Genomic DNA, 17,784 nt, shown 5'->3' with positions numbered 1-17,784 from the left:
AAATCGGGGGAAAGTTGTGGCTATTTTCGCCAATTCCGCGACGACACGCGGCTCCGGAGCCCGAAAACGTTGCCCTCCCAAGGGCTTCAGCGCAGAATTCGTAGCAAATTGTGAGATTCGTATGCGCAGCGATACGTCGCGCGCTCACCCATCAGACATGAAAAAGCTCAGACTCACCGACCGCCAGCGCCCCTCCTTCCTTGCCACGCTGACAGCCCTGGCGGTGATCGGCAGTTGCGGCGCCACGACGGCCTGGGCTCAGAACTACCCCATCACGCCGCAGCAACGCGCCACCGCCCAGCAGACCGCCCAGGCCGGCGTACCGCTGAGCGAACTGTCGCCCAAGGCGCCCGACGAATACACCGTGAAGTCGGGCGACACGCTCTGGGCCATCTCCCGCCTCTACCTGCTGCGCCCCTGGCGCTGGCCGGAACTGTGGGGCATGAACATCAATGAAATCGCCAATCCGCACCGGATCTACCCCGGCCAGGTGCTCTACCTGGACAAGAGCGGCGGCCGCGCCCGCCTGACCACCCGCCGCGGCGGCGTCAGCGGCGACGGCGGAACCATCAAGCTGTCACCCCGCACCCGTTTCGACTCGCTGGCCGGCATGGCGCTGCCCACGCTCAACCCGAGCATCATCGAGCCCTTCCTGAGCGAGCCCATCGTGGTGGACGCCGGCACGCTCGAGGCCGCACCGCGCATCGTGGCCGGCAACGACAGCCGCGTGCTGCTGTCGCGCGGCGACCGGGCCTATGCCCGCGGAACCGCCGAGGCGCCGCTGGTCGAGGTGCCGGGCCCCGTGCAGAACTTCCGCATCTTCCGCAATGCCACGCCGCTGAAGGACCCGGGCACGGGCGAGATCCTCGGCTACGAGGCGCAGTACCTGGGCAAGGCCCGCCTGCAGCGCGGCGAATCGACCACCGTCGAGACGGTCGAGGACAAGGACGTCATCACCGTCGTGCCCGCCAGCATCGACATCATCGCCTCGCGCGAGGAAATGCGCGCCGGCGACCGCCTGCTGCCCGAGCCGCCGCGCCAGTTGCTGAGCTACGTGCCACGCGCGCCCTCCACGCAGGTCGAGGGACGCATCATCTCGGTCTACGGCAACGCGGTGCAGTTCGCGGCGCAGAACCAGGTGGTGGCCATCAACAAGGGCACGCGCGACGGCGTCGACAACGGCCACGTGCTCGCCATCCTGAAGAACGGCGAGACCATCCTCGACCGCACCGGCGCGCGCAAGGAAACCATCAAGCTGCCCAACGAGCGAATCGGCCTGCTGATGGTCTTCCGCACCTTCGAGAAGGTCTCCTACGCGCTGGTGCTCGAAATCAACGACACTCCGCGCGCCGGCGACTTCCTCGTCAATCCCTGACCCGCGACCCCGGCCTTTCTTCTCTCACACTCGATTGGAACGCGCAGAACTCGCAGGCTGGCTGCGGCTTTCGCTGACGCCCGGCATCGGCGATGGTGCCGCGCGCCGCCTGCTCGCGGCCTTCGGGCTGCCCGAGCGAATCTTCAGCCAGCCAGACGCCGCCTTGCGCGAGGTCGTCTCGCACGCACAGGCCGAGGCGCTCGCGCAGCCGCCCAACGGCCTGCAGGCGCAGATCGATCTCACCTGGCAATGGCTGCAGGCGGGCGACGACAAGGTCTCGCGCCGCGTCGTCACGCTCGGCGACGCCGGCTACCCGGCCTCCCTGCTCGAAATGGCCGACCCGCCGCTGATGCTCTACGTGCTCGGCGCCACCGGCTTCGACCTCACGCAGCTCGGCCACAGCATCGCCGTCGTGGGCAGCCGCAACCCGACGCCGCAGGGCGCGACCAATGCGCGCAGCTTCGGGCGCGCGCTCGGCGAAGCGGGGCTTCCCGTGGTGTCGGGGCTGGCGCTGGGCGTGGACGGCGCGGCGCACCAGGGTGCGCTCGATGCGGCAGGCGACGCGCCCGTGCTCGCGACAGTGGCCGTGGTGGGCACCGGGCTCGATCGCGTCTACCCCGCGCGGCATCGCGACCTTGCGCACCGCATCACGCTGCAGGGACTGATCGTGAGCGAGCTGCCGCTGGGCACGCCGCCGCTCACGCAGAATTTTCCGAAGCGCAACCGCCTGATCGCCGGGCTGGCGCGCGGCACGCTGGTGGTCGAGGCCGCGCTGCAGTCGGGCTCGCTGATCACCGCGCGGCTCACTTCGGAGCAGGGCAAGGAAGTGTTCGCGATCCCCGGCTCGATCCACTCTCCGCAATCGCGCGGCTGCCATGCGCTGATCCGCCAGGGCGCGAAGCTCGTGGAATCGGTGAACGACATCCTCGAAGAGCTGCCGCCGCTCCACGCACCTCGCACTGCCTCGGCTTCGCCCCTCTACGGCAACGCGACGGGCGTGGCCGCTGCATCTTCTTCATCGCCGGAAGACCCGCTGCTGGAGGTCCTCGGTTTCGAACCGGCGAGCCTCGACGCGCTCAGCGCACGCACCGGCTGGGGCGCCGCCGAGCTGCAGGCGAAGATGCTCGAGCTCGAACTGGACGGGCATGTGTCCCGGTTGCCCGGCGGTCTCTTCCAGCGCGTGGCTTCCACCTAGTTGGCATTGCATGAACGTCGGCTATATTGGGCCCATGTTCGAAGTGCTTGTTTTTGTCTACGAAAACTACTGGCGCGGCGACGCCTGCCCCGAACCCGAGCAACTGGGCCGCAAGCTCAGCGCCCATGGATTCGAGGCAGAAGAGATCCGCGAAGCCCTTCACTGGCTCGACGGCCTCAGCCTTGCGACGCAAGGCCTGCAGATCGAACGCAGCCCCGACGACGAGGCCATCGCCACCGTCGTGATCGGGGGCAGGCCCGAAGCGGCGCTGCCGCAATCGGGCAACGCGATGCGCATCTACTCCCAGGCCGAGCAGGAGCACCTCGGCGCCGAGTGCCTCGGCTTCATCCGCTTTCTCGAATCGTCGGACGTGCTGCCCTGCGGGCTGCGCGAGATCGTCGTCGAGCGCGCGATGGCCGCGCCGGGCGATCCGGTCGCGCTCGACGAGCTGAAGATCATCGTGCTGATGGTGCACTGGAGCACCGGCATCGAGCCCGATGCACTGGTGCTCGACGAGCTGTGCGAAAGCCGCGAAGGCCGCACCGCGCATTAGGCTCGCCCCCAGGCTGCGCGGCACTTCGTATCCGCTACGCCACCCCCTACCGGGGGCAGCATCTGAGGCCCGGCAGAGCCGGTTCCTCGGTGTTCCGCGAAAACAGCCGCGCAGCAGTTAGTTCAGAAGGCGCTCCGGATTTGCATCGAGCTTCGCCAGCGCTTCGCGCGTGGCGCGCACCGTGAGCGTTTCTTCTTCCGCTGGCACCAGCAGGCCGGCCTGCAGATAGGCCGCCAGCCGTCCGGCCTGGATCAGGAAGCTGCGGCCGTCGCCCGAAGCGAACAGGTGCAACTGCTTGCGGTCGCTGCGCCAGACGAACTGCACCTGGCTCACGCGGTCGTTGTGGTCGAGCATGAACCAGTTGCCCACCTGCAGCTCGTGCGCCCAGGCGATCATGTCCTCGGGCACCTTGGCGCCTGCGGTGTCGGGAATGACCTCGATGGACGCGGCATCCACGCCCAGCAGCAGCTCGATGCTGTGCGCGTCCAGTGGCAGGTCGGCGGTGCCGCCCACGTCGCTCACGAAGTCTTCCAGGTGCGCCAGCCGCTCGGCCATGGCCTCGATCTTGGCCTGCGGGATCGCCTCGGTCTTCGACATGAAGGCATCCGACAGCGTGGCGCCGATGGTCTTGATGTGCGCTTCCTGCGGCTCGTCGACGATGCCCAGCAGCGCCATGCCCTGGCGCAGGCGCTGCAGCAACTGCGGCAGGTCCTGGATCACGCGGGCGCGGTCGGTGCGGTTGGGCTTGGCGCTCGCGGCCCACACCAGCTCGGAGGCCACTCGCTTGAGCATCACGGTCTGCTCGCCCTGCGCGCCGTAGCGCAGCGCGGCGATGGCCAGCACCTCGGCCCAGATCTTGAAGAGAAACTCCCGGATCTCGTCGCGCACCGGCATGTCGTTCAGCATCTTGCGCAGCTCGATGGTGTACTGGATCGCCATCGTCTCCTTCTGCTCGACCTGCTGCGCCACGCTCATCACGCGCTGCGTGGTGTCGCTCTGCGTGAGGTAGCGGTTGAGGAAGGCGACGAATTCGTCGAACACCAGCTTGAACACGCGCTGGCCGGTCTCGGGGTACTGCTCGATGACCTGCACCACGCGGCGGATCTCGCCTTCGAGCGCACTGCCGGTGATGGCGGCAGCATCGAAGCCCATGACGCACGAGCCCATGCGGTCGATCAGCATGCGCGCGGGGTGTTGCAGGGTGCCGAAGAACTCGGGCTCGGCGATGGCCACGCGCAGCACCGGCATCTGCAGGCGCGCGAACCACACGCGTGCCGAGAACGGAATGCGCTCCTCGGCCAGGATGGCCTGGAACATCAGCGCGACGATCTCGACGGTGGCCTTGTCGGCTGTGGTCGGCGCGCGCTTCTTGAGCTCCGCCGTGCGCCGGCGAAGGTCGACGGCCGTCTGCTGCATCAGCGTGGCCTGCTCGGCCGCGCCTTCCATGTACTGCGTGGCGGCCATCCGGTAGGCGGCTTCGGCCTCGGCGATGGCGCCGGCGAATGTCCGGGAGAAGGCACGCGGCGCCGGGCTGACGCCGCCGCCGACCTGGTTGCCCGGCTGGCTGCCGGGACTCATGGTGCGGCCTTCCGCGCCGACGGCCTGGAACGCGCCACCGGCGGCGCCCGGGTCGCCGCCGATGCGGGCGGTGACGAAACGCTTGAGGCTCAGCAGCGCGGTCTGCGCACGCTGCCGCGCGATCATCAAAGGCGAACCGCCGGTGGTTGTCGTGGTGGTGGTAGTGGGAGCCCCGCCCGGCACGGAGAACTGTTGCTGCTGGCCTTCGAATCCGAAGCCGGGCCGCTGCACGGCCTGGGGTTGGGCCTGGTGTGCGGCCGGCACGCCGCCGTCCATCGGTGCGGCACCCGATCCGCCGCCGGTGCCGCCCGCGCCCGCGGCATTGCCCGTGCGCCGGACAAAGCTCTTGAGGTCGATCTCCGGCATCACGCCGTTGGCGATCAGATAGGCGTTGGCGCTCTCGTAGGCCTTGACGATCACGTCGACCAGGCCCTGCTGCACCGTGTCCTGCACGCGAGTCCAGAGGCCCCGGCTCAGGCCGGCCGCGAGCCATTGCTCGACCAGCAGCTTGGCCAGCGTCTCGGGCTTGAGCACGTCCTTGGAGTCGAGCTCGGTGGTGCCTTCGAGATGCTGGATGCGCAGGCGCAGGTCGCTGAGCTCGAAGCTGGCCTTGTCGTGGATGAGCTGCGCGAGGCGCGAGGAGAGGATGTTGCTTTCCACCACCTCGTCGCCGATCAGCTCCAGGCGCAGCGCCGAGGGCAGGGTGCCCGTGCCGCCGGAGCTGGCGGCCAGCGCCTTGCGCCAGCCAGCCTGGCTGAGGGTCACCCACTGGGTGGCCTGCCCCTGGAAGGCGACGAAGTCGTCGCGGTTGTCCTGCATGGAGCGGGCGGTGCCGGCCTCGGTGGATAGCGTGGTCAGCCGGTCCCGGATCGCGCGCGCCAGGGGGGCGATGGCGCCTTCCGTGGCCGAGACGAAACGCTCACGCGTCTCGCGTGCGAGCTGCAGGGAAGAAGCGGACCGCGCAATGCTCATTGAAAGGTCGGAAGGGCCAGGGTAGTCGATTCGTTGGCGACAACCGGAGCTTGCATCGGGACGGGCCGCCGCACAAGTGTGGAGATTGCCCGGCGTTGCATGCGAACCGCGGCGGTTGCCGCCGCGGTCGCCCTGGGTTGTCGAACCCTGGAGTATCCGTCAGACGACGGCGCCGGCGTTCGGGTCGTCCTCGGAGCCGCCGTCGCGCTTGGTCGGGCCGCCCTTGACCAGGTCCTCGCGCTTCACGCCGAGCCACATGGCGATGGCCGCCGCCACGAAGGCCGACGAGTAGATGCCGAAGCAGATGCCGATGGTCAGCGCCAGGGCGAAGTAGTGCAGCGTCGGGCCGCCGAAGAAGAACATCGACAGCACCACCAGCTGGGTGGAGCCGTGGGTGATGATGGTCCGGCTGATGGTCGAGGTGATCGCGTTGTCGATGATCTCGGTGGTCGACATCTTGCGGTAGCGGCGGAAGTTCTCGCGGATGCGGTCGAAGATCACCACCGACTCGTTCACCGAGTAGCCCAGCACCGCCAGCACCGCCGCCAGCACCGCCAGCGAGAACTCCCACTGGAAGAAGGCGAAGAAGCCCAGGATGATCACCACGTCGTGCAGGTTGGCCAGCACGGTAGCCAGCGCGAACTTCCACTCGAAGCGGAACGCCAGGTAGATCATGATGCCGACGACCACCATGCCCAGCGCCTTCAGGCCGTTGGTGGTGAGTTCGTCGCCGACCTGCGGGCCGACGAATTCGTTGCTGCGCAGCTCCACCGACGGGTCGGCCGCCTTCAGCGAGTCCATCACCTCGGCGCTCTGCTGGGCGGAGGTCACGCCCTTCTTCACCGGCAGGCGGATCTGCACCGACTTGCCGAAGCTCTGCACCTGCACTTCGGTGTAGCCCAGCTTGCCGACGATGTCGCGTACCTTGCCGACGTCGGCCGACTGGTTGTAGGCAACTTCCATCACCGTGCCGCCGGTGAACTCCACCGACAGGTGCAGTCCGCGGTGGAACAGGAAGAACACCGCCAGCGCGAACGTGACGACGGAGACGATGTTCAGCACCAGCGCGTGGCGCATGAACGGAATGGTCTTGTGGATGCGGAAGAATTCCATGGCTGTGCGTCCTTCTTCTGCCGCTTACTTGGTTTCGGCCGCGGCCGTGCCGTCGGTCGAGGGGCGCCACACCGTACCGATGGACACCGACTTGAGCTTCTTCTTCTGGCCGTACCAGAAGTTCACGAGGCCGCGCGAGAAGAACACGGCCGAGAACATCGAGGTGACGATGCCGATGCAGTGCACCACCGCGAAGCCGCGCACCGGGCCCGAGCCGAAGGCCAGCAGCGCGATACCCGCGATCAGCGTGGTCACGTTGGAGTCCAGGATGGTGCCCCAGGCGCGTTCGTAGCCCGCGTGGATCGCCGCCTGCGGCGACGCCCCGTTGCGCAGTTCCTCGCGCACGCGCTCGTTGATCAGCACGTTGGAGTCGATCGCCACGCCGATGGCCAGGGCCATGGCCGCGATGCCCGGCAGCGTGAGCGTGGCCTGCAGGATCGAGAGGATGGCCACCAGCAGCAGCAGGTTGACGGCCAGCGCGATCGACGAGAACAGGCCGAACAGCGCGTAGTAGATGCACATGAACACCATGATCGCGGCGAAGCCGTACATCACGCTGTCGAAGCCCTTCTTGATGTTCTCTGCGCCCTGCGTCGGGCCGATGGTGCGTTCCTGGATGATTTCCATGGGCGCGGCCAGCGAGCCGGCGCGCAGCAGCAGCGCGAGGTCGTTGGCCTCGGCCACGCTCATCGAGCCCGAGACCTGGAAGCGGTTGCCGAGTTCGCCGTTGATCGAGGGAGCCGTGAGCACTTCGCCCTTGCCCTTCTCGAAGATCAGCATGGCCATGCGCTTCTTGTAATTCTCGCGGCTGACGTCACGCATGATGGTGCCGCCCTTGGAGTCCATGGTCAGGTCGACCTTGGGCTGGTTGCTCTGCTGGTCGAAGCCGGGCTGCGCGTCGGTGAGGTTCTCGCCGGTGACGAGCACCTGCTTCTTGACGATCACCGGGCGGCCCTGGCGGTCGAGGAATTTCTCGGAGCCGAAGGGCACGGGGCCGCCGCTCAGTTCGGCGGCGCGGCCTTCGGCGCTTTCGTCCACCAGGCGCATCTCGAGCGTGGCGGTGCGGCCGATGATGCGCTTGGCCTGGGCCGGGTCCTGCATGCCGGGCAGCTGCACGACGATGCGGTCGATGCCCTGCTGCTGGATCACGGGTTCGGCCACGCCGAGTTCGTTGATCCGGTTGTGCAGCGTGGTCACGTTCTGCTTGAGCGCCGCGTCCTGGAAGCGGCGGGCGGCCTCGGGCTTGATGCTCGCCACGATGCGCCATTCGCTGCCCTGCTGGGTCTCGACGGTGCTCAGGTCGGGCATCTGGTCCTGGATCAGGCGCCGGGCGATCTCGACGCTGTCGGCGTCACGCAGCGTGATCTCCACGCTCTGGCCGTTGCGGTTCACGGCGCTGCCGCGCACCTTCTTCTCGCGCAGGCCCATGCGGATGTCGCCGGCGAAGGACTCGGCCTTCTTGTCGAGCACGCCGCGCATGTCGACCTGCAGCAGGAAGTCGACGCCGCCGCGCAGGTCGAGGCCCAGGTACATCGGGAAGGCGTGCAGCGCTGTCAGCCACGAGGGCGAGCGCGACACGAGGTTGAGCGCCACCGTGTATGAAGCGTCGTCGGCGTCGGGCACCAGCGCCTGCTGGAGCGTGTCGCGCGCCTTGATCTGGTCGTCGGTGGTCGCGAAGCGGGCGCGCACCGCGGTGGGTTCGAGGGTCAGCAGGTCGGGCGTGAGGCCGGCCGTCTTGAGCAGCCCCTCCACCTTGGCCTGGGTCGACGCGTCGATCTTGACGGTCGACTTGGCTGCCGACACCTGCACCGCAGGCGCCTCACCGAAGAAATTGGGGAGGGCGTAGATGAGCCCCACGAGCAGCACGACCACGATGATCGCGTACTTCCAGACCGGGTAACGGTTCATGAGAAAGCGCTTTTTCTGAAACGGAACACGGCGTGAATTGGGGCCCCGCGCCCGAAGGCGCAAGGTCAGCTCACGCCTTTATTTGACGGTGCCCTTGGGCAGGACCTGCACCACGGCGCTGCGCTGGATCTTGATCTCGACGCCGTTGGCGATCTCGAGGCCCAGGTACTGGTCGTTCAGCGAGGTGATCTTGCCGAGCAGGCCGCCGGCGGTGGCGACTTCGTCGCCCTTGGCGAGCGCCTCGATCATGGCGCGGGCTTCCTTCTGGCGCTTCATCTGGGGCCGGATCATGACGAAGTACAGCACCACGAACATCAGCACCAGCGGCAGCATGCTGCCGAGCGAGGACATCATGTCGCCGCCGCCTGCAGCGGGCGCGGTCTGGGCGAAAGCAGAGGAAATGAACAAGAGAGTCTCCAGCAGAGGGAAGAGAAAGAAAACGTGTGGGAGCGCGGGCCACGCCCGCGGTTCCTTGGGGTTCGCGGCCACGCGGGATGCGGGTGCGCCAAGTCAAAGCGCGGCGGGGCCTGGCCGCGCACAGCACCGGGCATTGTATTCGGCGCGGATCGCCGCCCGGAGCGCTTATCCGGCGCGGCGGGGAGGGCTTTCCGCGCCGGCGGATTGCTATTGAATCAATAGCAAAGGGCGCCCGCGGGCGCCCTTTGCGTGGCCGATCGGCTCGAAAGGCTCAGGCCGCCGCGCGCTGCCCCTGCGGGTTGCGCCACTTGGCCATCAGCTCGCTCCAGCGGGTGCGGGCGGCCGCCAGGTTGCGGTCCTTCACGTGGCCGTAGCCGCGGATCTGCTCCGGCAGGCTCGCGATCTCCAGCGCCAGCGCGTGGTTGTCGGCACGCAGGGCGCCGATGACTTCCTCGATGGCGGCGCGGTATTCGCCGATCAGTGCGCGCTCGGTCTTGCGCTCTTCCGTGCGGCCGAAGATATCGAGCGCCGTGCCGCGCAGGCCCTTGAGCTTCGCGAGGAACCTGAAGCCAGTCAGCATCCAGGGGCCGAACTTCTGCTTCTGCAGCTGCCCCTTGGAGTTCTTCTTCGCGATGATCGGCGGCGCCAGGTGGTAGTTGAGCTTGTAGTCGCCTTCGAACATGCCCTCGATGCGATCGAGGAAAGTGCGGTCGGTATGCAGGCGGGCGACTTCGTACTCGTCCTTGTACGCCATCAGCTTGAAGAGGTAGCGCGCCACCGCCTCGGTCAGCGCGGTGCTCTTGCCCACGGCCGACTCGGCCTGGCGCACCTTGCCCACGAAGTGCTTGTATTCGTCGGCATAGGCGGCGTTCTGGTAGCCGGTGAGGAACTCCGCGCGGCGCTCGACGATGCTCTCCACCGACTCGCGCTTCTTGAACTCGATGACCTGCCCCGGGCGCACGCGCTTGACCAGCTCTTCCGGCCGCACGGCTGCCTGGCGGCCCCATTCGAAAGCCGCCTTGTTGTTCTCGACGGCCACGGCGTTCAGCTCGATGGCGCGCATCAGCGACTCGTGCGCCAGCGGGATCCAGCCCTTCTGCCAGGCGTAGCCCAGGATCATCGGGTTGACGTAGATGGTGTCGCCCATCAGCGCGGTCGCGGTGGCATCGGCGTCGAAGCTGCCTACGCCGTCCACGCCCACGGCACGCGCGATCTCGGCGGCGCAGGCTTCCTCGGGGTTCTTCCAGTTGGCATTGCGCACGAAGGCAGCCGTCGGCGAGCTGTGGCTGTTGAGCGCGACGTGCGTGCGCCCTTCGCGCATGCGCGCCATGGTCTCGGCGTTCACCGTGACCAGCGGGTCGCAGGCCAGGATCAGGTCGGCCGCCGCCGTACCCACGCGGGTGGTGCGGATGTCGTCCTGCGTGTCGCCGATGAGCACGTGGCTCCAGGTGGCGCCGCCCTTCTGCGCGAGGCCGGCGGCATCTTGCGTGACGATGCCCTTGGCCTCGATATGCGCCGCCATGCCCAGCAGCTGGCCGATGGTGATGACGCCGGTGCCGCCCACGCCCGCCACCACCACGCCCCAGACCCTGCCGCCGGCCAGCGACGGAATCGAGGGTTCGGGCAGCAGGCCGAACTCGGCCGGCGTGGCCGCCTTGTTCTTGCCCTTCTTCTTCAGCTGGCCGCCCTCGACGGTCACGAAGCTCGGGCAGAACCCCTTGAGGCAGCTCATGTCCTTGTTGCAGCTGCTCTGGTTGATGGTGCGCTTGCGGCCGAACTCGGTCTCCAGCGGCTCCACGCTCAGGCAGTTGCTCTGCACGCTGCAGTCGCCGCAGCCTTCGCAGACCAGTTCGTTGATGACCACGCGCTTGGCCGGATCGACCGCCGTGCCGCGCTTGCGGCGGCGGCGCTTCTCGGTGGCGCAGGTCTGGTCGTAGATGATGGCCGTGGTGCCGGGGATGGCGCGGAACTCGCGCTGCACGTCGTCGAGCAGGTCGCGGTGCTTCACCTGCACGTGGTCGCCGGGGATGCTCACGCCCTCGTATTTCTCGGGCTCGTCGGTGACGATCACCACCTTCTTCGCGCCCTCGGCATGCAGGCTCTCGGCGATCTGCAGCACCGAGTGTCCCTCGGGCCGTTCGCCGACCTGCTGGCCGCCGGTCATGGCGACCGCGTCGTTGTAGAGGATCTTGTAGGTGATGTTCACGCCCGCCGCGATGCTCTGGCGGATGGCCAGCAGGCCGCTGTGGAAGTAGGTGCCGTCGCCCAGGTTCGCGAAGATGTGCTGGTCGGTGGTGAAGGGCTGCTGGCCCACCCACGGCACACCCTCGCCGCCCATCTGCGTGAAGCCGATGGTGGAGCGGTCCATCCAGGTCGCCATGAAGTGGCAGCCGATGCCACCCATCGCGCGCGAGCCCTCGGGCACCACGGTGCTGGTGTTGTGCGGGCAGCCCGAGCAGAACCACGGCTGGCGCGTGGCGTCGGCCACCCCGGTGGAGGCCTGCTGCAGCGCCATCGAGCGCTCCTTGGCTTCCAGGATGGCGAGCTGCGCGTCGATGCGCGCGGCCATGTCGGCGCCGGCCGCGGCCAGGAGGCCGGTCTTCTTCAGGCGCGAGGCGATGGCCTTGGCGATGAGCGCCGGGTTCAGGTCGGCGTTGGCGCGCAGCAGCGTGTGCGAGGTCGGGTTGGGCATCGACCATTCGCCGCCCGAGTAGCCCTCGGCCGCATGCACCTCGCCCTCGTCGAACTTGCCGACCACGTTGGGCCGCACGTCGGGGCGCCAGTTGTAGAGCTCTTCCTTGAGCTGGTATTCGATGACCTGGCGCTTCTCTTCCACCACCAGGATCTCCTGCAGGCCGGTGGCGAACTGGCGCGTGAGCTGCGCCTCCAGCGGCCACACCACGCCCACCTTGTGCAGGCGGATGCCGAGCTGGCGGCAGGCCGCGTCGTCCAGGCCCAGGTCGATGAGCGCCTGGCGGGTGTCGTTGTAGGCCTTGCCGCTGGCCATGATGCCGAAGCGGTCGTTGGGGCCCTCGATCACGTTGTGGTTGAGCCGGTTGGCGCGGATGTAGGCCAGCGCGGCGTACCACTTGTAGTGCATGAGCCGGGCTTCCTGCTCCAGCGCGTGGTCGGGCCAGCGGATGTGCAGGCCGCCGGGCGGCATCTCGAAGTCGGTGGGAATGACGATCTCGACGCGGTCGGGGTCGATCATGGCCGTGGCGCTCGACTCGACGATCTCCTGGATCGTCTTCATGCCCGACCACACGCCCGCGAAGCGGCTCATGGCGAAGGCGTGGATGCCCAGGTCCAGGATTTCCTGCACGTTCGCCGGGAAGAACACCGGCGTGCCGCAGGCCTTGAAGATGTGGTCGCTCTGGTGCGCGGCGGTGGAGCTCTTGGAGATGTGGTCGTCGCCCGCCACCGCGATCACGCCGCCGTACTCGGTGGTGCCGGCCATGTTGGCGTGCTTGAAGACGTCGGAGCAGCGGTCCACGCCCGGGCCCTTGCCGTACCAGATGCCGAAGACGCCGTCGAACTTGTTGGTGCCCTGCGGGGAGAAGCCCAGCTGCTGGGTGCCCCAGAGCGCGGTGGCGGCGAGCTCTTCGTTCACGCCGGGCTGGAAGACGATGTTCTGTTCTTTAAGAAACTTGCTGGCCTTCCACAGCGCCTGGTCGTAGCCGCCGAGCGGGGAGCCGCGGTAGCCGCTGATGAAGCCGGCGGTGTTCTTGCCGGCCTGCTGGTCGCGCAGCCGCTGCAGCATGGGCAGCTTCACCAGGGCCTGCACGCCGCTCATGAACGCGCGGCCGTAGTCGAGGGAGTACTTGTCGTCGAGCGTGACGGTTTCTAGGGCCTTGCGAATGTGCGCGGGTAGCGGTGCATTCATGTCGTCTGTCTCCGTTTGGCAGGGCCTCGTGGGCCTGGCTGTTTCTGGGTCTGTGCCCGGGTAGGGCACGAGCCCATGATCACGCAAAGTGTATGCCGGGGTCCGCGACAGGTGTTTGCGTTCTTTGCCTGAAAAAACGAGCTTCCAGAAAGAATCTTGCTTAACATCGGCATCCATGGAAAGCATCGACAAGTTCGACCTTGCAATCCTGCAAGAACTGCAGGCCGACGGACGCCTTACCAACGCCGAGCTTGCGCAGCGCGTGGGCCTGTCGGCCGCGCCCTGCTGGCGCCGGGTGCGCGCGCTGGAGGAAGCGGGCTTCATCAAGGGCTACCACGCCGAGATCGACCGCCACAAGATCGGCCTGGGCGTGCTCGCCTTCGTGCGGGTCGACACGGAGCGCGTCACCCACGAGGCCACGCGCCGCCTGGAGGACGCGATCCGCAAGCTGCCCGACGTGATCGCCTGCCACTACATCAGCGGCACCGGCACCTTCGAGCTGCAGGTGGTGGCGCAGGACCTCGACAGCTTCTCGGCCTTCGCGCGCCAGCACCTGATGAACCTGCCGAACGTGAAGGACCTGCACACCAGCTTCTCGCTGGGCGAGGTGAAGGCCAGCAGCGCGCTGCCGCTGGCGCACCTGGGCGGCGGCGCCGGCCGGCCGCGCGCGGCCTAGGACGGATCAGCGCCGCTCGGCCCTGCTCGCCTCGCGCACCGCGCGGAATTCCGAAGACTGCCCCCACTCCGGCCAGCGCCGGCTGTTCGCCAGCGTCTCGCCCACACGGTAGAGCAGCGGCAGGTCGTGCGCCATGCCGGTGAAGGACCAGTCCGCGCGCCATTCGTCGGCCGGCTGGTGGTAGCGCTCGGCGTTGTAGGCCTTGCTCGCCGCCTCGCCGGCAGCGAGGCCGCCGTCCACCAGGTCGTTGCCCGAGGCGAACGAAAGTGCCGGCACGCCGCGCTTGGCAAAGGAGAAGTGGTCGGAGCGAAAGAAGTAGCCGGCCTCTGGATGCGGATCGGGTGCGTAAGCCAGGCCGAAGCCCCGCGCCTGCTCCACCAGCAGGTCCTGCAGCTGCGAGACCGCGCTGCCCGAGGTGCTGAAGTTGCGCGCCGGGCCTTCTGGGCTGAGCGCGTCCATGTTGATGACGGCCACCGTCTTCGCCAGCGGGTACAGCGGCTTCGCGCCATAGAACTCCGAGCCGAGCAGGCCGCGCTCCTCCGCCGTCACCGCGAGGAACACGACCGAACGCTCGGGCCTGTGGCGCGCGCTCGCGAAGGCGCGGCCCATCTCGATGAGCGCGGCCAGGCCGGTGCCGTTGTCGACGGCGCCGTTGTAGATGCGGTCGCCCTTCGCATCGGGCGCGCCCACGCCGAGGTGGTCCCAGTGGGCGCTGTAGATCACCGTCTCGTCCGGTCGCTTGCGGCCTTCGATGCGGCCGACCACGTTCTTCGAGACGATCACCTGCCGGTCGATCGCGTACTCCGCCGACAGGCTCGCGCCCTTCAGCAGCTGCGGCTGGAACTCGCGCGTCTGCGCGAGCTTCTTCTGCGCCTCGAAGTCCAGGCCCGCGCGGCGCAGCAGCTCGACCGCCACGTCGCGCTGTATCCAGCCCTCCAGCTTCGGATGCACCGACGCGGGCTGTTCGCGCTCGATGTCGAGCATGGTCGCGGTGTTGGAGTTCCTGACCGTGGCCCAGCCGTACGAGGCCGGCGCGGTCTCGTGGACGATCAGCACACCCAGCGCGCCGCGGCGCGCGGCCTCCTCGAACTTGTAGGTCCAGCGGCCGTAGTAGGTCATGGCCTTGCCGCCGAAGTCGCCGCTGCCGCTTCCACTCGCTTCGAAGTCGGGGTCGTTCACCAGCACCACCGCGATCTTGCCCTTCAGGTCGACGCCCTTGTAGTCGTCCCAGCGCCGCTCGGGCGCGCTCACGCCGTAGCCCACGAAGACCAGCGGCGCCTGCTGGATCGACACCGCGGTCGAGCCGTCGAGCGCCGCGCGCACCGCGATCTGCTCGCCCTGCGCCAGCGCGTCGCGCTGCGCGCCCACCTGCAGCGTGATCTGCGGCGTGCCGCGGAACTCGGTCTTCACCAGCGGCACCGACTGCGTCCAGCCGCGCCGGCCGCCTTCGAGATCGCCGCCGGGCGCGAGGCCGGCGGCCTTGAACTGCGCGACAAGGTAGTCGAGCGTCTTCGCTTCCGCCGGCGTGGCGGGCGCGCGGCCCTCGAAATCGTCGCCCGAGACCGTCTTCACGATCTGCGAGAGGCGCTGCGGATCGAAGGGCCGCGTTGCGGGATCGGCCGCCAGCGCGACCGCGGCGCCCGACGCAAGGCCGATGCCGCAGAGAAGATGGGAAGCAAGCCGCTGGATCGTCGTCATGCAAGGCTCCTGAACCGCAAAGCCCCGGATGCTAGCCAGCGGGCCGCGCCCCTTCGCCGATGTCCTTCGTCCTGCGCCGAGAACCTTGGTTGTCCCGTCGCCGCGCGACAAGCCGGGTGGAATGAAAAAGGCCGGCTCCGTGAGGAAGCCGGCCTGGCGCTGCGCCCGCGGTTGGGCGAACAGTGCCTGCTCAGAAGCTCATTTCCTTCTCGACGTCCTGCAGCTTGCGGCGGGCCAGCGCGAGGTTCGACTTGGCCTTGTCCAGCACGAAGTAGATGAACACGCCTTCCTTCTGCGCCATCGGGCGCAGCAGGTGGTACTGCTTGCCGAGGGTGATCAGGATGTCCTCGATGCTGTCGTTCAGGCCGAGCGCGCGCATCGTCTTGAGCTTGGCGCGCACCACCTCGGTGTTGCCGGCGGCCGCCACTTCGAGGTCGACGCCGGTGCCGATGGCGCCCAGCATCATGCCGCTGCCGGAGTCGACCACGGCTGCGCACAGGGCGCCGTCGGCGGTCAGGAGGTTTTCGAGGCTGTTCTGGATCGAGGCCATTTCAATGATTTCCTGTGGTTCGGTTCGATTCATGCGACTGAGGGATGAAGCGGGGGCGTCGCATGCAACCCGTCCCCGCCCGATGTTTTTTCTTTCTGCAGGCTGCTCAGGGCGCCTCGAGCAGCCGCACGCAGGCGGCGCTCCGGTACATCACCTGCGCCAGCACCGCATTGGCGTCGGCGATGACGTTCACCACCAGTTCGGTCTCGCCGTTGCGCACCGGGCTGACGAGCGCGAAGCCCTTGTCGGTGGCCACCGTGATGCAGGTGCAGCGGCCCAGCCGCGCCTCCTGCGACACGACGGCGCCGATGGCGGAGATGGAGCTGGCCATCGCGGCGATGCGCGCGGGCTCGAAGTGGCGCTGGCTGGCGCTGGCGATCTCGAAGCCGTCGGGCGTGGCGATCACCACGGAGGCGATGCCGTTCACGTCTTCCAGCACGCGCAGCACCTCGGCCGCGGCGCGCAGCTTGATCTCGTGGGGAATCCTCATGGCGCAATCTCTTCGTCGAGCGCCTCGATCTGCATCAGCAGCGTCTCGATCAGCGCGACCACGTCGTCCCTGCGGCGCGGATCGGTCGCCATCACCGGCAGCACCAGTCCGCGCGCCGTCAGGGCGCGCGCATAGTCGTCAAGCGTGGGAAATGGATGGCTCGGCAGCCGGCTCACGCCGATCGCGCAGGGCATCTGCTGGAGCGCGCCCGCGAAGCCGTCGAGGTAGGCAGCGAGGTCGGCGAGCGGGTCGGGCCGGCTGTTGTCGATGAGGATGGCGAAGCCCAGCGCGTCGCGCACCAGGATCTTCCACATGAAGTCGAAGCGGGCCTGCCCCGGCGTGCCGTACAGGCGCAGCCGGTCGCCGTTGTCCAGCGTGACCTGGCCGAAGTCGAGCCCGACGGTGGTGGTGGCCTTGGCGATCGAGGCGTCGGCATTGGCGACCTCGGTGCTGACCGGCGGTGTTTCGCTGATGGCGGCGATGGCCGTGGTCTTGCCCACGCCCATCGGGCCCGTGAAGACGAGCTTGTAGTCCCTCATGGCAGCGCTCCGCTCAGGCCAGCCCGAGGCGCTGCCGGATGCGCGAGAGCAGGCCCTGCTTGCGCCGCGCGGCCTCGCCGCCGGCGTGCGCACGGGACGCGGAAGATGCGGAAGGCGCTGGCGCCTGCTCGGCCCAGGCCAGTGCGCCTTCGCCGTCGAGCAGGCCGAGAAATGTGCTGCACACCTCGACATCGACACGGCCGAGCACGCTGAGGCTCTCCGCAGATTGCATGCTCCTGGCAAGCGCGGCGGCGAGCCGCACGAAGGCCGGATGGCGCCGCAGCGTCGCCTGCGAGGGCCAGCGCACCAGCGAGGCACGCATGCCGGGCGAGCGCACAGCAGCACGCGCGGCTTCGGCGGGCGCGTTGCCCGGAGCGACTTCGTTGAGCAGCTCCACCAGTTCCTCGGCGTAGATGGGCCGTGCGAGCGCGCGGCTCGCGCTCCTGGCGGTGGTATCGCCGCGGGTCACCATGGGCACGACGAAGCGCGCCCTGAGCGCCTGCCATTCGGAAGCGGGGAAATCGCCGTCCATCAGCAGCAGGTCGCACGAGCGCGATTCGCTGACGGTCCAGCGCGAGCGGAGATTGGAGCTGAGGCGCACGATGATTCTCAGGAGCTCGACCTCAACCTGAGGGAGCCCCATGACGCCCAGTACGAGAGACATACCTTCTTCTTCCCTGATTACTTGTTTTCAAAGCTTCGCCATTGTTGGTGTTGTTAACTATTGGCGTATTCAAAAACGGGCCGTTGCCCGAAATTGGGGCATGCATCGAGAAGAAATCCACAGCATTTGTTACCAGCGAAGGCTTCGGCGCCACACCCATGCAGGGCGGAACG

Annotated in this window: 14 protein-coding genes; 4 read left to right on the top strand and 10 right to left on the bottom strand. The window is 68.0% G+C overall.

The genetic code is table 11. The features are described from left to right. Positions 1-157: 157 nt before the first annotated feature. From ACAM57_RS00860 to ACAM57_RS00850, 3 genes are read left to right on the top strand one after another with little or no spacing between them, the layout of a single operon-like run. Positions 158-1,375: a LysM peptidoglycan-binding domain-containing protein gene (locus ACAM57_RS00860; protein WP_369660402.1), complete on the top strand. Its 1,218-nt coding sequence runs from the start codon at positions 158-160 to the stop codon at positions 1,373-1,375. A 34-nt stretch (positions 1,376-1,409) separates the two neighbouring features. Continuing rightward, complete coding sequence (dprA, locus tag ACAM57_RS00855) at positions 1,410-2,570, top strand: DNA-processing protein DprA (RefSeq protein WP_184639441.1); 1,161 nt, start codon at positions 1,410-1,412, stop codon at positions 2,568-2,570. 34 nt (positions 2,571-2,604) lie between these two features. Further along, on the top strand, positions 2,605-3,123 hold the full coding sequence (locus ACAM57_RS00850) for a DUF494 family protein (RefSeq protein WP_369660401.1): 519 nt from the start codon (positions 2,605-2,607) through the stop codon (positions 3,121-3,123). 117 nt (positions 3,124-3,240) lie between these two features. Here the strand turns inward: ACAM57_RS00850 and ACAM57_RS00845 are convergent, their stop codons facing one another. From ACAM57_RS00845 to ACAM57_RS00825, 5 genes are all read right to left on the bottom strand, one after another. Next, positions 3,241-5,673, bottom strand: a complete 2,433-nt coding sequence (locus tag ACAM57_RS00845; RefSeq protein ID WP_369660400.1) for a DUF1631 family protein — start codon at positions 5,671-5,673, stop codon at positions 3,241-3,243. Positions 5,674-5,832: 159 nt separating this feature from the next. Next, positions 5,833-6,786 carry a protein translocase subunit SecF gene (gene secF / locus ACAM57_RS00840; RefSeq protein ID WP_126021111.1) on the bottom strand — a complete coding sequence of 318 codons (954 nt, stop codon included), beginning with the start codon at positions 6,784-6,786 and terminating at the stop codon, positions 5,833-5,835. A gap of 24 nt (positions 6,787-6,810) precedes the next feature. Further along, entirely contained in the window at positions 6,811-8,694 is a 1,884-nt protein-coding gene (gene secD / locus ACAM57_RS00835; RefSeq protein ID WP_369660399.1) for a protein translocase subunit SecD, read from the bottom strand. A gap of 78 nt (positions 8,695-8,772) precedes the next feature. After that, on the bottom strand, positions 8,773-9,102 hold the full coding sequence (gene yajC / locus ACAM57_RS00830; RefSeq protein WP_093196024.1) for a preprotein translocase subunit YajC: 330 nt from the start codon (positions 9,100-9,102) through the stop codon (positions 8,773-8,775). A gap of 280 nt (positions 9,103-9,382) precedes the next feature. Then, entirely contained in the window at positions 9,383-12,994 is a 3,612-nt protein-coding gene (locus ACAM57_RS00825; RefSeq protein ID WP_369660398.1) for an indolepyruvate ferredoxin oxidoreductase family protein, read from the bottom strand. 175 nt (positions 12,995-13,169) lie between these two features. On the opposite strand from ACAM57_RS00825, the gene ACAM57_RS00820 reads away from it, so the two are divergent. Then, positions 13,170-13,670: an Lrp/AsnC family transcriptional regulator gene (locus tag ACAM57_RS00820; protein ID WP_184639432.1), complete on the top strand. Its 501-nt coding sequence runs from the start codon at positions 13,170-13,172 to the stop codon at positions 13,668-13,670. 6 nt (positions 13,671-13,676) lie between these two features. On the opposite strand, the gene ACAM57_RS00815 is transcribed toward ACAM57_RS00820, so the two are convergent. The 5 genes from ACAM57_RS00815 to ACAM57_RS00795 all read right to left on the bottom strand — a co-directional run bounded on the left by ACAM57_RS00815 (position 13,677) and on the right by ACAM57_RS00795 (position 17,611). Then, positions 13,677-15,368: a M28 family metallopeptidase gene (locus ACAM57_RS00815; protein WP_369660397.1), complete on the bottom strand. Its 1,692-nt coding sequence runs from the start codon at positions 15,366-15,368 to the stop codon at positions 13,677-13,679. A gap of 190 nt (positions 15,369-15,558) precedes the next feature. Beyond that, positions 15,559-15,918, bottom strand: coding sequence for a hypothetical protein (locus ACAM57_RS00810; protein WP_184639429.1), 360 nt, complete (start codon positions 15,916-15,918; stop codon positions 15,559-15,561). 106 nt (positions 15,919-16,024) lie between these two features. After that, positions 16,025-16,408, bottom strand: coding sequence for a roadblock/LC7 domain-containing protein (locus ACAM57_RS00805; RefSeq protein ID WP_126021100.1), 384 nt, complete (start codon positions 16,406-16,408; stop codon positions 16,025-16,027). Next, positions 16,405-16,947, bottom strand: a complete 543-nt coding sequence (locus tag ACAM57_RS00800; protein ID WP_369660396.1) for an ATP/GTP-binding protein — start codon at positions 16,945-16,947, stop codon at positions 16,405-16,407. Before ACAM57_RS00800 ends, ACAM57_RS00805 begins: the two co-directional genes overlap by 4 nt. A gap of 13 nt (positions 16,948-16,960) precedes the next feature. Further along, on the bottom strand, positions 16,961-17,611 hold the full coding sequence (locus ACAM57_RS00795; RefSeq protein WP_126021098.1) for a hypothetical protein: 651 nt from the start codon (positions 17,609-17,611) through the stop codon (positions 16,961-16,963). Positions 17,612-17,784: the final 173 nt, after the last annotated feature.

The sequence above is a fragment of the Variovorax sp. V15 genome (assembly GCF_041154425.1).
In the GTDB taxonomy this organism is placed as follows: domain Bacteria; phylum Pseudomonadota; class Gammaproteobacteria; order Burkholderiales; family Burkholderiaceae_C; genus Variovorax; species Variovorax guangxiensis.
This window is presented reverse-complemented; position numbering and strand designations above follow the sequence as displayed.